The organism is Mycobacterium sp. 663a-19, assembly GCF_035616495.1.
Classification (GTDB): Bacteria; Actinomycetota; Actinomycetes; order Mycobacteriales; family Mycobacteriaceae; genus Mycobacterium.
Genome location: NZ_JAPJAV010000008.1, coordinates 199,329 through 214,072, shown reverse-complemented (window position 1 = coordinate 214,072; position 14,744 = coordinate 199,329). Strand labels below are relative to the sequence as shown.

Annotated in this window: 15 protein-coding genes; 5 read left to right on the top strand and 10 right to left on the bottom strand. The window is 70.0% G+C overall.

The window, feature by feature from the left end:
• Window positions 1–32: 32 nt before the first annotated feature.
• The 3 genes from OQ968_RS16305 to OQ968_RS16295 all read right to left on the bottom strand — a co-directional run bounded on the left by OQ968_RS16305 (window position 33) and on the right by OQ968_RS16295 (window position 3,278).
• Window positions 33–1,436: a wax ester/triacylglycerol synthase family O-acyltransferase gene (locus OQ968_RS16305; RefSeq protein ID WP_324679623.1), complete on the bottom strand. Its 1,404-nt coding sequence runs from the start codon at window positions 1,434–1,436 to the stop codon at window positions 33–35.
• Between the two features lie 118 nt (window positions 1,437–1,554).
• Window positions 1,555–2,532 (bottom strand): SDR family NAD(P)-dependent oxidoreductase, encoded by a 978-nt coding sequence (locus OQ968_RS16300; RefSeq protein WP_324679621.1) that lies wholly within the window; start codon window positions 2,530–2,532, stop codon window positions 1,555–1,557.
• 44 nt (window positions 2,533–2,576) lie between these two features.
• Entirely contained in the window at window positions 2,577–3,278 is a 702-nt protein-coding gene (locus OQ968_RS16295) for a cutinase family protein (RefSeq protein WP_324679787.1), read from the bottom strand.
• A gap of 122 nt (window positions 3,279–3,400) precedes the next feature.
• On the opposite strand from OQ968_RS16295, the gene OQ968_RS16290 reads away from it, so the two are divergent.
• Together OQ968_RS16290 and OQ968_RS16285 are read left to right on the top strand one after the other, a co-directional pair.
• Window positions 3,401–3,553, top strand: a complete 153-nt coding sequence (locus tag OQ968_RS16290) for a hypothetical protein (RefSeq protein ID WP_324679804.1) — start codon at window positions 3,401–3,403, stop codon at window positions 3,551–3,553.
• An 88-nt stretch (window positions 3,554–3,641) separates the two neighbouring features.
• Entirely contained in the window at window positions 3,642–4,934 is a 1,293-nt protein-coding gene (locus OQ968_RS16285) for a serine hydrolase domain-containing protein (protein WP_324679620.1), read from the top strand.
• On the opposite strand, the gene OQ968_RS16280 is transcribed toward OQ968_RS16285, so the two are convergent.
• Genes OQ968_RS16280 through OQ968_RS16270 form a run of 3 tightly spaced genes read right to left on the bottom strand, consistent with a single transcriptional unit; the run spans window position 4,931 to window position 8,493 of the window.
• Window positions 4,931–5,986, bottom strand: coding sequence for a dihydrodipicolinate reductase (locus OQ968_RS16280; protein ID WP_324679619.1), 1,056 nt, complete (start codon window positions 5,984–5,986; stop codon window positions 4,931–4,933). The genes OQ968_RS16285 and OQ968_RS16280 overlap by 4 nt on opposite strands.
• A 30-nt stretch (window positions 5,987–6,016) precedes the next feature.
• Entirely contained in the window at window positions 6,017–7,174 is a 1,158-nt protein-coding gene (locus OQ968_RS16275; protein ID WP_324679618.1) for a hypothetical protein, read from the bottom strand.
• Entirely contained in the window at window positions 7,171–8,493 is a 1,323-nt protein-coding gene (locus tag OQ968_RS16270; protein WP_324679617.1) for a hypothetical protein, read from the bottom strand. The genes OQ968_RS16275 and OQ968_RS16270 overlap by 4 nt, the downstream gene beginning before the upstream one ends.
• A gap of 227 nt (window positions 8,494–8,720) precedes the next feature.
• Between OQ968_RS16270 and OQ968_RS16265 the strand changes: the two genes are divergently transcribed.
• Complete coding sequence (locus OQ968_RS16265) at window positions 8,721–9,011, top strand: hypothetical protein (RefSeq protein WP_324679785.1); 291 nt, start codon at window positions 8,721–8,723, stop codon at window positions 9,009–9,011.
• Here the strand turns inward: OQ968_RS16265 and OQ968_RS16260 are convergent.
• From OQ968_RS16260 to OQ968_RS16250, 3 genes are all read right to left on the bottom strand, one after another.
• Complete coding sequence (locus OQ968_RS16260) at window positions 8,966–10,330, bottom strand: CHAT domain-containing protein (protein ID WP_324679616.1); 1,365 nt, start codon at window positions 10,328–10,330, stop codon at window positions 8,966–8,968. The two genes, OQ968_RS16265 and OQ968_RS16260, sit on opposite strands and share 46 nt — an antisense overlap.
• The gene (locus tag OQ968_RS16255; RefSeq protein WP_324679615.1) at window positions 10,327–12,063 is read right to left on the bottom strand and encodes a hypothetical protein; all 1,737 of its coding nucleotides are present in this window, start codon (window positions 12,061–12,063) and stop codon (window positions 10,327–10,329) included. Before OQ968_RS16255 ends, OQ968_RS16260 begins: the two co-directional genes overlap by 4 nt.
• A gap of 83 nt (window positions 12,064–12,146) precedes the next feature.
• Window positions 12,147–12,629: a lipoprotein LpqH gene (locus tag OQ968_RS16250; RefSeq protein ID WP_324679614.1), complete on the bottom strand. Its 483-nt coding sequence runs from the start codon at window positions 12,627–12,629 to the stop codon at window positions 12,147–12,149.
• A 139-nt stretch (window positions 12,630–12,768) separates the two neighbouring features.
• Between OQ968_RS16250 and OQ968_RS16245 the strand changes: the two genes are divergently transcribed.
• Complete coding sequence (locus OQ968_RS16245) at window positions 12,769–13,149, top strand: hypothetical protein (protein WP_324679613.1); 381 nt, start codon at window positions 12,769–12,771, stop codon at window positions 13,147–13,149.
• Window positions 13,146–13,889 carry an enoyl-CoA hydratase/isomerase family protein gene (locus OQ968_RS16240; RefSeq protein WP_324679612.1) on the top strand — a complete coding sequence of 248 codons (744 nt, stop codon included), beginning with the start codon at window positions 13,146–13,148 and terminating at the stop codon, window positions 13,887–13,889. The genes OQ968_RS16245 and OQ968_RS16240 overlap by 4 nt, the downstream gene beginning before the upstream one ends.
• Window positions 13,890–13,896: 7 nt before the next feature.
• Here OQ968_RS16240 and OQ968_RS16235 read toward each other — a convergent pair whose 3' ends face one another.
• The gene (locus OQ968_RS16235) at window positions 13,897–14,712 is read right to left on the bottom strand and encodes a hypothetical protein (RefSeq protein ID WP_324679611.1); all 816 of its coding nucleotides are present in this window, start codon (window positions 14,710–14,712) and stop codon (window positions 13,897–13,899) included.
• Between the last annotated feature and the right edge of the window lie 32 nt (window positions 14,713–14,744).

Genomic DNA, 14,744 nt, shown 5'->3' with positions numbered 1-14,744 from the left:
CGCATGCCGATCGGGCTCAGTAGGGTAATTGGCTACTCGACTACCAGGCGGCGCGGTGATCGGTGCAGTCCCGCCGCCTCTTTCAGCTCTTCGTACGCCTCTCTCGCGCAGCGAGCGAGGATCGTCATGTCGTCGAACACCGCGCTGTTGCCGACGAAACCGAAGTCCATGCTGTCGTGGTAGGACGCCAGGGTGGCGTTGAGCCCGATCGAGGCGGCGAGGGCCGAAACCGGGTAGATGCCAACGAGGCGTGCGCCGTTGAGGTATCGGGTCTCCTTGGCGCCCGCCACGTTGGACACGACGAGGTTGCACGCCGGGCGCGCGACGCGGTCCAGGTGTGTGGACGACCCCAGGCCGGCCAGCGCGACGAGCCCGGCCGCGTAGGTCAGCGCCGCCTCGTTGGACAGGCGGCCGAGTTCCTTCTTGCACGTGGCGACGGAGTCCGTCACTTGGCGGATCCGTTGCGACACGCTCGCGTCGGGCTCGCCGAGCCGCGCGAACATCGCCGAGACGCGCGTGCCGATCGCCGTGTCCCCGTCGGCGCGCAGCGACACCGGGCACATCGCAATGAAGGGGTGCGCGAAGGCACGGCCGGTCTCCCGTAGGTAGGCGTGCAGCCCCGCGTCGACCACGGTGACCGCGACGTCGTTCAGGGTCGCCCCGAAGCGCCGGCCGACCTCGTGCATCTCGTCGAGGGGCAGGGACAGCGTCGCGAAGCTTCGCCCGATCTTCAGCGGCGCGTTGGTCGGGGCGTGCTGCGCCGCGAACGGCAGGCTGCCCTCGAGATGTGATCCCAACAGACCGGCGAGCACCTTGCGCAGCGCGCCGAGCGAAACCTGGTTGAGCGCCTCGACCTGGGTGATGGCCCCGCGAATCGAATCGGCGATACGCGCCGTGAGTGGCGCGGGTGGGTGTGGCGCGGGTTCCGGAGCGCCCAGCGCAAAGGCGGGCGCCGGGATGGTGCGGCGGTCGGTCGCGCTCAGGCCCGCGTACAGCAGCTTGAGGCCCGATTCGCCGTCGATGACGCAGTGATGGGTCTTGGTGTAGATAGCGAACATTCCGCCCGGCACCCCGTCGATCACCCAGCAGCGAAAGAGCGGCCGGTCACGGTCGAGCTGTGGTTCGTGCAGATCGGCGACGAGCCGCAACAGGTCGTCGTAGGAGGCGCGAGGGGGCAGGGCCAGGTGCCCGACGTGGTAATACGGGTCCCAGTCCGTCACCTCCCGGAAATGGGGTGCGCCCCGACCGAGCAGCTCCGGGACATAGTTGAACGGCGGCGCCGGGGTGCATGCCCGATACGCGTCGACGATCTCGCGCACCAGGCCCGCGTGGCCGGCCGGCTTCTTGAACAGCAGCATCGCGCCGACGTGCGTCGTGCCGGCGGGTGTCTCGATCAGCAGCCACGAAAGGTCCAGGGGTGGAATCGTTTTGGTCATGCGGTATCTCCCGGGCGCTCGAGAATCCGAACCGTGACAACGATGTTCTCGCCACGGACCCCCGGTTGACGAGGGGATTAGTGCCCCGCTATCGCGGCCGTAAGTCCCTTAGCCGGCTTCAGCCGCGCAGGGCCGCGAACGTGTCGGCGACGGTTGCCGCCGGATCTCGGTAGGTGATGCCGAGTTCTCGCTCGCTCGGCGAATCGTCGGACGCCGGCATCTGGGTGTAGTACTGCATTCCCGCCGAGGTGAAGGGGGTGTCGAAGGGCAGAAATCGCCCCGCCCGGTCCAGCACCGCGCCCGCCACCCGCAGCGCGGTGTCCGGAATCGGGACGGCAACCATCGGCGTGCCGGCGATCTGGCCGAGCATGTTCGCCAGCTCGGCGGCCGGAACGCGATGCCCGCCCGCGGTGTAGCGGCGCGGACCGCGCCCCGGCTCCAGCAGCGCCGCGTGCAACGCGGCCAGGTCGCGGACGTCGACGACCAACCACGCAGCGCTTCGCCCCGGGATCGCATGCATCTGCAACGCCGCCCTGACGCCCTCGCCGGCCTCGCCGAATTGGTCGCCGACCGGCGGGCCGAGAACCATGCCGGGGTAGGTGATGTTCACCGGCGCCCCGGCGTCCTGCAGGCCACGGGCATAGATTTCGACCTGCGCCTTCGACGTCCCGTAGCCGTCCGCCCCGCCGACGACCGGCAGGTCCGCCGTCAGCACCTCCAGACCGGGATGAAACAGCGCGGTGAAGCTCGACACGTGGATGATCGGATCCAGGCCGAGCTCGACGGATTGACCGAGGACGTTCTGGGCGCCCTGCATGTTCGTGGTCAGCATCTGGTTGGTCTGGCGCGGGTCGGTTGCCACCAGGGCGGCGCTGTGCACGACGGCGTCGCAGCCGCGCAACGCGTCGCGCACCGAGACGCGGTCGGTGATGTCCCCGACGGCGAAGTCCGACACGTCGACGCCCAGCTTGGCGACCGAGGTCTGCAGCCGATCGGGATTACGCACCAAAAACCGGATGGAGTGTCCGGCGTCGGCGATGACCTTGGCGGTCCACCCGCCCACGAATCCCGTACCGCCCGTGATCAGAACGTGCATCGTGCGATTCTGCACCGGTTGCCCTCCCGCGGGCGCCCGGGGTATCAGAGATGACCGGCAGCGAAGTCCGCGGCTTGGTCCGTCATGCCGTTCACCCCATACATGACGTGCGCGGCGTTGTCGTTGCCGGTACCGCAAATGGGGTCGCCCTGCGCGCACAGTTCAAGGGTCTTGGGCTTGTACAGCGGCCCGATGGCGATCGGCGGCGCGCCATACTGCGCCAGCCATTGGTCGGAAGGTTTCCCGAACAGTGTCACCGCGGCAACGTGGTTCGCGATATCCGGCGACATCGGCTTCGGCACCAAATCAGCGGGTACCCCCGGCGGTACGGCGGCCGAGGTGGCATAGCCGGCCACGGCGGCGCCCTGCGAGTATCCGCCGAGGACCTCGCGGGTCTTGGGGCAGTTCGCGGCCATGGATTGGATGTGAGAGCCGGCGTCGCGAATCCCGGCGATCACGGTCAGCGGAAAATTGGGATTGCTGAAATCGGTGCTGGCCTCGTAGTTGACCGGATACACCCCGAAAGATCGCGCGCCGACGCGCCCGCGCAGGGCATCGACGAATTGCTGCCCGAAGTTGCCGACGCCGGGTGGCTCGCCGGTGCCGCGGGCGAACACGACCTCGACATCGGGGCACGGGTCGGCCGACGCCGACGGGCCGGGCGGTCCGAGCAGCGCGGAAGCGGCGAGCGCTCCCGCCGCCCCGACCCGGCGCACCCGCTTGCCGATCAACTTCACGACGTCCATCACCGCACCGCTTCGCATCATCGAGGCCCCTTGCCTGGTATTCGATGCTAATTGCGGTAGGGATTGCCGGAAGGCCTCGTTTTCAACCGCGTTGTTTGCCGTGCGCTGTCACCATGGAGTTCGTGAGCACCGCGATTGTGGTGGCGATAGTGGCGACGCTGATGCTGCTGGGCATCGGCATGGTGGTCAATCAGCTGCTCCGGCTCAGGAAGTTCCTGGGGGACGCTCCGCCGAAGGCGCCGGGTTCCGATGAAGGCCCGGAGCAGCCGGACTGAGGGGCATTTTTTGCAAAGCCGGGCAAACGGGGGTGTGCCCTGCTGCTAGCTTCATTCTCGTGATGGCAACTGGTCGGGGCGCTGCGCGGTGACAACCTCCCTGCTCACCGGCGACGGCCTGCCGCACGGCGTGTCCGGCGCCGCCGACCCGCATTTCGCGAACGTCGTCAAGCTGTTCGCCGACCGCTTCCCCGGGCGGCGACTGGGCGGGGGCGCCCTCTGCGTCTACATCGACGGCCGGCCCGTCGTCGACGTCTGGACGGGGTGGTCGGACCGGGCGGGCACGGAACCGTGGACCGCGGACACGGGCGCGATGGTGTTCTCGGGGACCAAGGGCGTGGCGTCGACGGTGATCCACCGGCTCGCCGATCGCGGGCTGCTGTCGTATGACGAACCCGTCGCCGAATACTGGCCCGAGTTCGCGGCCAACGGGAAAGGCGCGATCACGGTTCGCGATGTGTTGCGCCATCGGTCGGGTTTGTCGCATCTGCGCGGCGTCACCAAAACCGAGCTGATGGATCACCTGCTCATGGAGCAGCGCCTCGCGGAGGCGCCCGTCGACCACCTGCGCGGCGTGCAGGCGTATCACGCGCTGACCTATGGGTGGCTGCTGTCCGGTCTGGCCCGGGCGGTGACCGGAAAGGGCATGCGGGAGTTGTTCCGTCAGGAGGTCGCGCGCCCGCTCAACACCGACGGCGTGCATCTCGGCCGTCCGCCCGCCGGCTCGCCCACCAAGGCGGCGCAGATCCTGATGCCGCAGGGCCGGTTCCGCACCCCGGTGATGAGCTTCATCGCGCCGAAGGTGGCCGGCCTGCCGTTCTCGGGTGCCCTCGGCGCGATGTACTTCCCCGGGGTCATATCCCTCGTCAAGGGCGATACCCCGTTCCTGGACGGCGAGGTGCCGGCGGCCAACGGCGTGATGACCGGGCGCGGCCTGGCCAAGATGTACGCGGTGCTCGCCAACGAGGGTCGCATCGACGGCAAGAAGTACCTGTCCAAGGAGTTGGCGCGCGGCCTGGCGGGCCAGTCGCGGATCAAGTGGCCGGACGCGAACATGGTGGTGCCCATGCCTTTTCACCTCGGCTACCACGAATCGCCGGTTCCCGGACTGCTCAAGGGTTTTGGTCATGTCGGCCTGGGCGGGACGCTGGGATGGGCCGACCCGGACACCGGCAGCTCGTTCGGCTATGTCCACAACCGGCTGCTGACGCAACGGCTGTTCGACATGGGATCGTTCGCGGGCCTGGCCGGTCCGCTGCGCTCCGCCATCGAGGCCGCGCGTCACCAGGGTCCGCTCGAGGTGCCGCAGCTGGGCGCGACGTACGCCAAACCCGCTCGGCGCCGGGCGGTTTCGGACGTGGCGGCGTCGGGAAGCGCTTAGACCTTTACGTTGCCGCGCGGGAGGGTCAGCGGAAGGTCGGCGTAGGTGACGATGCCCGGCGCCGCGGCGACGACGGCGGGGATCGCGTTGATCGCGGGCATCGCGGTCATGATGTGTCCGAGGTCCATGAAGTCGGCGATCGTCTCGGCCTGGAAATACGGCGGCGGCAGGAAGCCGACCTTGGTGGTGACCGTCGGCTGCCCGTCGATCTGGATGACCCAGCCGTCCTGCTCGATCTTCCAGTCCGGCTCGAGCGTCTGACCCTTGCGCCACCGGACGTTGAGGTCGATCACGGTGTTGCCGCCGACGATGCCCTGCCAGCTGATGTAGACACCCGCGACGCATCCGGCGGGGATGGTCCAGGACGCCATTTCGAGGTCCGCGGTGGTCTGCGCGAATTCGGCAACGCAACGCACCTCGTCGAGCTCGACGCCGAGCGCGTCGCCCACCAGCTGGACCGCCTCGCCGAAAATCGCGGTCCCCTTGGCGGCCATCTGCGACAGCTCGGGGTGGTCGATCGGCTGGCCGAAACCGACCGGCTTCTCGGTGTCGGGCGAGTCGTAGAACGTGGTGTCGGCGGCCTCGTTGACGGTGACCTTGTCGATCCGGTTGCACACCATCGCCGACACGATCGCCAGCAGTTCGGCGAAGCCCGGGCTGACGCCGGACCCGAAGAGCGTGGCGCCGCCCTTCTCGCAGGCCTGCAGCAGCCGGTCGCGCCCGTCGCCGAGGTTGCGCCCGGTGATGAAGGAGGCCGTGGTGACCACGTTGACCCCGGCCGACAGGATGCGGACCAGCTCGTCGACGTCGAACCACATCGGGTTGTAGACCACGCAGTCCGGCTTGCACGCCAGCAGCGCGTCGACGTCGTTGGTGGCCGCGATCCCCAGCGGCGCGATACCGACCAGTTCGCCGGCGTCGCGGCCGACCTTCTCGGCCGACCAGGCATAACACCCCACCAACTCAAGCGTGGGGTTGTCGGCGATGGATTTCAGTGAGCTCTTGCCGACGTTTCCGGTGTTCCATTGAACGACTCGATAGGTGTTTGGCACTCGCTCAGCATAGGGAATTGAGCCGGATCTTTAATAGGCGGATTCGGAAGCCAGGATCTCGGCCAGGAACGCGTCGTCACCCGGGCGGTCCAACCGCGCCCGCACCCAGCGACGCACCCGGTCGCGGGTTTCGCGCGTCTCGGTCCCGCCGGACAGCTCGGCGCCGACGAGCACCGAGGTGGCGGTCCAATCGTGGTCCCAGGCCGCCGATTCGGTCATCGGTCGCTGCCGGGCGTCGGTCAGGGCGAGGGTGGCGCGGCCGCCGGTGTGCAGCACGCCGGCGCCGCCGACGGCTCCCGAGCTCAGCCGCACCCCGATGCCGGTGGCCGGGTCGGGCCCGATGACCGCCGCTTGGACGACGGCGACCGCCGCCGTCTCGTCGGCCTCGATGATCCAGTCGACGGTGTCCTCACCGGCGTCGAAGATTCCGGGGGGAACCGCCCGCCAGCTGACGGAGGCGACGCCCCTTGCGATCGCCGCCTTGCCGCCGAGTCCCGCGTCGGCGCCGGCAGCCAGCGCGTAATCGTCGCGACGCCCGCTCGGCTCGGCCAGCGCCGCCGTCCGGGCCGCGCCCGAATCATCAAGGGCGGCATGTAGTTCCGGCCACCCGGCGCCGTCGATGCCGACTTCGTCGGCTATCCCGGCGCCCGCTCGCACCAGGTCGACGATCCGCGGGTCGCCGCTTGTCACGTGCGCGGCCAGGGCGGGGGCGTGCGGCGCGAGCAGCTGCGTCACCTCCGAATCCAGCGTGTCGTCGGTGAAGAAGCCCTGCGCCCCGACCGTCAGCAGCGCGACCTCGACGTCCAGCAGCGCGCGGTCCAGGCCGGCGATGCCGTCGTTCCGGCTGGCGGGCCACCAGCGCCGCAGCCAGTGCCCGATGGCCAGCCTCCGCAGCGGGTCCATCGATCCGGGCACGATGTCGACGCCGGTGAGCTCGTGCGGTGGGCTGGCCGTGTCGGCAGCGTCCAACGCGGAGGCCAGCGCGACGTGCCCGGACTCGCCGAGGATGCGCCACAGCCAGTCGGCGCGGGCCGGGTCGGTGAAGGTGATCTGGGCCGACGCGGCGCCGGCGGGATCGTCGACCGTCCAGGACAGCACGGCGCCACTGACTTCCAGCACCGCGGTCAGCGGGGTCGGTGCGGCGGCGGGGCCGATTCGCCAAAGGCCGGCGTCGGCAACCAATCTCATCCGGCCACCTGCAATTCCAGCATCGCCTTGATGCGTTGCCGGTGGTCGAGACTTACCGACCGCGCCACACCCTCCAGCAGCGACCGCACATCGTCGATGTCGTCGCAGGGCTCCTGCCAAACGTCGCGCCCGTGCAGCCGCGCCCAGAGCCGACTCAGGTATGGCTGCGCGTAGGCGGCGAGGTCGTCGACGACCTGCTGCTGGCGCGGATGAATCGGCCCGCCCTCGGCGAGATAGCGCCGGGCGTGCAAGACGTACGCCTCCTTGCGCAGCCTGGCCTGAATCTGGGCCGCCAGCCCGTAGTGGCTCATCACGGACGGGTCCAGGGGCGCCAGCTCGACCGCGACCTCGATGCCGGCCACCAACGTGGCCTGCTTGTCCTCGGACAGCAACCCCCACGGCGCACAGGCGCGGTCGACTTCCTCTTCGCACAGCAGCGGGATGTCGGGCAGCGCGTCACGGTCCAGGGCGCGCCGCAACGTCGCGCGCACCCGGTCCACCACGCTGCGGCCCAGCGGGCGATCGCTGTCGGACCCGGCGGAGATTTGTGGTTTCCGTTGCGGTGCAACCGAACTCAGGCCAAGTTCGACGATCGACCAGGGTAGCGCGGCCGTTTCGGTGCGGGCCAGGGCGCCCAGGTTGTACGGCGCCGGATCGGCGATGACGGCTGACCAGGCTCGTTGGCGGGCCGCTTTGGCGCTGTGGCCGTCGGCGCGGCCGAGCGCGGTGCCGAGCTCGTTCAGGAAGGGGCCGGCCGCCGTCGCCGTTTCGGACGCCCGCACGTCACGCCAGCTCCGTTCGAGCTGCTCGGTCAGCGCGGCCACGACATCGGGGCTCGCCACGTACTGATGCAGCACCTCGATCGCGGTGCGGTCCCGGCCGAGGTGAATTTCGCTGAGTATCGCGGCCGCCGTCTCGCGATCCTGCGGCGCCGGTGGGCCTTTCGTCACCGCGAGCTCGAAGCACACCGGGAAGTACAGCTCCTGGGCGTTGCCGGTGCGGATCCGCTGCCTGCGGCGCTCGAGCTTCAGGGTGCCGAACCATGCTGCGGCGGAACGCAATTGGTGAGCGTTGCCGACGATCAGCTCATGCATCGCCGCGGCCGTGTCGGCGCCGACCACGGGGGCCGAATACTGCGGGTTCGATCGCAGCCGCAGCACCAACGGGTCCAGGATGCGCTTGACCGTCCGGCTCAACGGGCCGCCGTCGTCGCTGCTGAGCACCTCCACGCCGGGACCGATCGCGCGCCACGCCCGCTCGATCACCGACCGGCGGGGCAGGCCGACTTCGACGTCCGTCACCTGCGAGTCCGCGCTCATCAGGACAGGATAGGGGCTTTCGGCAGATAGCGGCAGCGAAAAAGTTGGGTTCGGTAGCCGGGCGGCACCGAGAGGCTGGTCACATGAAGAATCCGACGATGCTGCTGGCGGGCGCCGAAATCGCGCTTATCGCAACCGCCGTTGTCTATATCACCTTTAGCCACCCGTGGGTCACGATGGCCGGCATCGGGGCTGTCGCACTGGCTTTGGCGGTCGTCGGCGGCCTGATGGTCGCGCGGGCTCAGACCGCTCATGAGCGCATCGTCGGGGTCGGCACGGTGTGTGCGACGGACAACGAGCGCCAGGTGTTCGTCGAGGTGGTGGCGGTCTCCGGCGAGACGTTCATCGGCAAACTCGCCCGTTGCGAGGGCGACGTCTGGGCGCTGCACCCGGGCCTCGTTGTTCTGGTGGCGTTCGATCCCGCTGCCCGCGAAGAGCTTTCGCTGCCCGACGACGTCTTGGCCGTCCACTGTCAGCGCGCGCCGTCGACGGCGAAGCTGACGAGCGCGCCCCAGTAGAGCGGGCTGGCGGTGGCGTCACCGTCGCGCCAGCGCCGCATCTGCTCGCGCTGCCACCGATTCACCGCGCACCCCGCGTCGATGGCCTCGTGCGCCTCGTCGACGGCGATGACGGTGGCGGACATGGGATCCGCGGGGAGGTCGGCGGCGAATTGCCGGTAGGCCGCCGCGGTGGGCAGCGACCACAGCGTGGCGGTCACCAGCTGCGCGCCGCCCAGGACCATGGCCGCCACCAGGCCCGTCGCCTCGTCGAATCGATAGTCACCGCCGGATGCGCACGCCAGCAGGGCGACCCGGGGCGGCATCGGCAGCCGCAGAGCCATCAGATCCGCCGCGGTCAGCGGACGGTGCTCCCCGATCGCGTCGGCGGCGCCGGGAATGCCCGCCGCACAGGCCAAATGCAGCGCGGCCCGGTCGGCCCGGCCGGCCTGACCGGAGTGGCCGTCCGGCGAACTCGCGTGCCCGACGTACATCAGCCTGCTCGGCGCCTGTGCCAGTATCTCGGCGAGCCACTCGCGGTCGGCGTCCTGGCGGCGGAACAGCTCCGCCGCCGCGTCGACGTTCGGTAGCACCGCGCGGCGCTGCATCAGCGCGGCGTAGTGCCGCGCCAACGGCGTGTCGGCCGACGGCCTTCCGAGCACCGATCCCAGCGCGGAGTCAGGGCGCTGACCCGGCACCCGGGGGTCGAGGACCAGCGCCGGCGGACCGTCTCGGCGGGCGGCCCAGCCGGCCGGCGACCGCGGCGAGTGCACGATGTTCTGCGGCACCGCGAGCAGCACGTCGACCAGCTCCATCAGCCGGTGCCCGTCGGTGTGCTCGCCGACATCGGCGAGCTGCCAAGGGATTTTGGCGGCGGCCCGGCCGCTGGCGGTGATGGCCTCCTGGCGGGCGCGGACGAGTTCTTCCTTGCTGGGCCCGGATTTCGGCACCGCCAGCAGGTCCCACGGGACGCGGGCCAGGCGCGCGCTGGGCGAGACGAACAGCACCGCGCGCGGCGTCGCCACGCATTCGGCCAGCAGCCGCCACCCGGGCTCGGCGATCAGCAGCACACCCAGGATGTAGGCCAGCGTCGGTTCGTCCTGTGGCGTTGCGAAGGGGCCGCTCGTCAGCGCACGCTCGATGGCGTCACGACGGCTCTCCGGGCCGTGCGGCTCCGGCAGCGCGGCGGCCAGCTCCTGCAGTGCCGCGAGCAGGATCGGCTCCTCCACCACCCAGTTGACGGTCCTGGACGGTTGCCCGACTATCCGCAAGCTGGCGTAGGTGACGATCCCGAGGTCGGCGAATCGCAGGACCAGAGTCGGCCGGTCCGGATCACTCATGGCCAGGTCGACCAGGCGGGCTCGTCGGCGGTGACCTCGCGGCCGTACCGCTGCAACGCCAGCTCGCGATAGTGGCTCAAGATCGGGGGAGCGTCCGGCTGCATCCGCAGCGGCGGCAACGGGCCAAGCCGCGTCAGCGAACCGCCGCCTCCGGCTTCCGGGCCGGACGCCGCCAGCGCCTCGCCGGCGTCGATCAGCACCGGCGAGGTGGACGCGGCCGACCATTCGCCGACTTTGGGTGCCTCCGGTTCGGCGGCGAAAGTCCCACGCGCGCTGTGGTATTCGACCAGCTCGCTGATCAGTTCGGTGTTCTCCCACTCCCAGGCGACGGCGAAGGCGCTGGCCAGGATCGGCGCCGAGACGTTGGTCGCCCAGCGCGACCTCGCGTCGGCGTCGGCGATCGAATACCGCACCGAGTCGACCGCCAACGCGGCCGGGACCTTGAGCTCCGCGGCCTGTTCGAGCTTGGTCATCGCGCGCCAGTATTCCGGGGTGCCCACCTCGCCGCGCAGGATGCCGAGCCCCTCGGCCTGCCGCGCCTCGGTTTCCTGCAGCGTCTCGTCGGGGTCGCCCGAGCTGTCGAAGCCGAGATCGGTCAGCGCGTCGGCGCGCCAGACGGTTCCGAGGTGATTGTCGAGCTGCGCGTACTGCAGCCAACTGCTGCGCGGGGACGAGTCGAGCAGCTCGCGGGCCTGGGCGATCGACTCGACCGCATCCGCGAAGCGGCCCCAGAAGATCGATATCCAGCTGCGCTGCAACAGAATACGGTGCAGGGGCAGGGGCTTGCCGAGTCCGCGCAGGTGTCGCTCGGCGTGGCCCCAGCATTCGTCGGCCGCCTCCAACGCGCCCGACGCCAATCGGGTCAGCCCCAGATAGACCCAGCACCGGGCCAGGTCGTGCGCCCGGGCGTATTTCGCGATGACGGGCTGGGCCTCGGAGACCAGTTGCTCGGTGCTGGCGTGGTCGGCGGCCGACCAGCAGGCCGCGGCCCGCTCCAATTGCGTTCTGGCCGCGGCCAATTCCCACCCGCGCGCCTGCGCCCGGGCGCCCGCGCGACGCAGCCACGGCTCGGCCTCGGACAGCCTTCCGGTTTCGACGCAGAACCTGCCGTATCCGATGGCCGCCTCCACCCGGAGATGGTCTGCGAGCAGGCCGTCGCCGCCCAGGTGGGCCGGATCCGCGATGGCAGCGAGCACCGGCTCCCACAGGGGAACCGACCGGACATGCAGGTCGTCGTCGCACAGCGCGGTCGCGCACAGGATTTGCGCGTAGGTCAGCAGGTAGGCGTGCTCGTCGGCCAGGTCGGCGAAATCCGCGTCGGAGCTCGTGTCGCCCAACGCCGCAAGCTCCTTCGCGGCGCCTTCGTGATCGCCGAGCGCCGCGGCAAGACCGGTTTGCAGGAATTGGGCCCGCCGCGAGTATCGGCAGACCATGTGCGCCACCTCGGCGCCGGACATGCGCACTTGTGCGGCGGTCTCCGGCATGGTGCCGGCGGCGACCGCGGAATAGACGGCCAGGCAGTCGCGGATGCGCCGAATCGAGTCCCGCACACCATCATTCGAGCCGCGCGCCAGGTATATATCGCCCAGCTGCGCGAAAGCCTCCAGCGCGAGATCGTCGCGGTCTTCCCGCTCGATGCGGGGCATCAGCGACAGCAGCAGATCCCGAGCCGCGACCTCGTCGGCGGCGAACGCCAGCCGCCGGGCACGCTCCAGTTCGCCGGGAATCGACACGGCTGCATCATAAGTCCTGGCGGTCCAAACCCCGGAGCGGCGGACGCGGAGTGAAGCGCGCCCGCCGCCCGGAGTTAGACCCCTCAACCGCAGGTCACCTTGATGTTGAAGTCCTTGGTGACCATTCCGGCCATCGGGTTCTTCAAATCGGCACCCTGCGCCTGGCCCGTGATGGTGTAGGTCTTGCCGTCCACCGCCACGTTGGCCGATCCGACCTTGGCGCCCATGCCGTTGCTGACCGACAACGCGTTGCCGTCGACGACGAGGGCCAACGACTCCACCTTCGGCGTGGACTCGTCGGTCATCACGACCGCCAGCGCCTGCTGGGCGCCGCCGGTGGACCCGCTGCCGATGTTGATCTTGCCGCCGGTCCTGACGCAGGTCACCGAGGCGGGATTCAGCCCCGCGAGGTCGGTGCCGCCGACCTTCACCTGTGCGCTGGTCCCGGTGGCGGCGCTGGGCGCCGCACTCGAGCCCGGGCTGGCCGTGTGGCCGCCGCTCGAGCAGGCCACCAGCGCCGACGCGACGCCAAGGCTTCCAATCGCTGCCGCGAGAAGACGTTTCACTGAGTGTTCCTTCCTTCATGCGCCGCCCCGTTGGCGTCGTCATGAGAGCGAGTACAGAACGCCCCGGCCGCTACCGATCCCAATTTCCCGGCGCGACCGGTAGGCTGCGTCGACATGGCCCCACGAAGGGAGGCGGGCGATGCCGAAGGTGAAATGGCTGGAAAAGCCTGAGGCCCATGACTTTCCGGCCGCGGCCGACTACCTTGCGTTGCTCGCCGACGCGCACAGCGTCGAGGAGCTGAGCCGGCGACTGCAGGCCGGGGAAGTTGTGCACAAGAAGGCCAAGGACATTCTGCGGGCCGCCCGGCTGCGCCTGCTACCGGTCGACAACCCCCACGTCGCCTCCGATCTCGCCAAGATCAAGAAGGGCGAACCGCTTTCGCCCATCCTGCTGGTCCGCGGCGACTTCGCAACCGGTGCCCCGCTGCAGATCGCCGACGGCTACCACCGCGTCTGCGCGAGCTATCACACCGACGAGAACACCGACATTCCCGTCGTCATCGCCGGCCGGCCGCAATGATCAAGATCCAGACCGTCGGGACGGTGCGGGTGTTGGCCCTGTCATCGGGGCGGGTCAACGCCCTCGACGTCGAGCTGCTGGAAGAGCTGACTGCCGCCGTCCGCGAGTTGCAGGGTTCGGGCGCCGGCGCGCTCGTCGTCACCGGCGCGGGCCGGGTGTTCTGCGCCGGGGTCGACCTCAACCGCGTGCTGCAGGGCGGCGCCGAATACACCGATCGGTTGATTCCCGCCCTGGCCGACGCGTTCGTCGCGTTGTTCGGCTACCCCGGGCCGACGGTGGCGGCCGTCAACGGTGCCGCCATCGCGGGCGGGTGCGTGCTGGCCTGCGCCTGCGACCGTCGCCTGGCCGGCCCCGACGCGCAGATCGGGGCGTCCGAGGCCCGCGTCGGGGTGCCGTTTCCCGCCGCTGCGCTGGAGGTGGTGCGTCACGCGTGCGGGGACCACGCCGAGGAAGTGCTGCTCGGCGGCCGCCTGTATCGGGGGGACGACGCCGTCGCCCGCGGGCTTGCCCACCGCGTCGTCGCCGACGATCTCGTCGGGGCGGCCGTGGCGGAGGCGGCGGATCTGGGCGAGATCTCCGTCGACGCCTATCGCCATACCAAGGCCCAGCTGAGGGCGCCCGCCCTGGCGCGGATCGGCGAGGCCGGCGCTATCGACCGCGAGGTCCGTGAGCTGTGGGGCGCCGAGGAGACCCGGCGGCGCATCGCCGACTCGCTCGAGCGCCTTCGGCGCCGCGACTGACCGTCGGCTATTCGTCGACCGCGACGCCGCCCCGGGTGCGCCTGCGGCGCATGCGGTGGGTGCCCTTCCCGGTCGGGCGGCGGTTGCGCAACCCGCCAGCGGGCTCGTCGGCGGCTTCGGTCGATTCGGTGGATTCGGTGGTCTCGGTCTCGGTCTCGGTTTCGGTGGCTTGCGGCGTCGGCGCCTCTTCGGTCGCCGCTTCCGCCTCGACCGTCTCGCCTTCTTCGGCTTCTTCGGTCTCGTCGGCGGCCTCGGTCTCCTCGGATTCGTCGGTTTCCTCGTCGGCCTCCTGGACCTCCGCCTCCTCCTCGGTTTCCTCGTCGGCCTCGTCGGCCTCCTCGTCCTTCTTGCCACGGCGCTTCTTGGGCTTCTTCGCCTTGATCGGTTTCGGCGGTGGCGGCGGCAACTCGGCGACGAACGACAGGTAGAACGCAAAGAATCCGAGCACGGCGATCGCGGCGGCGGCGCCGTAGATGCCGAACAGATACTGTCCGGCCGCGTCCAGGCTGAGCCAGATCTCGCTGATCGCGGTGCCGATGATCAGCACGCCCGCCAGCACGTGGGCCACGATCGACCAGACCCGCATCGACAGCGCCAGCTGCGGGGTGCCGAGCTCGGCCTTGCGGGTGCGCAACAGGGTGAACACCACGGGGAGGGCGGCCAACCCGATCAGCGCGCCCGACGCGATCCGGCCCGCCATCCCCAGTCCGCGCGACATGTCGCCCATCAGCTCGTACCAGCGGGGCAGCACGCAGAAGAAATAGAGGACGCCGGCACCGAGCGAAAACAACAAGTGCCACGGTATGGCGACCTTGCGCCCCATACGCCTCCTCATGCCGGTAAGCCCACGTCAGC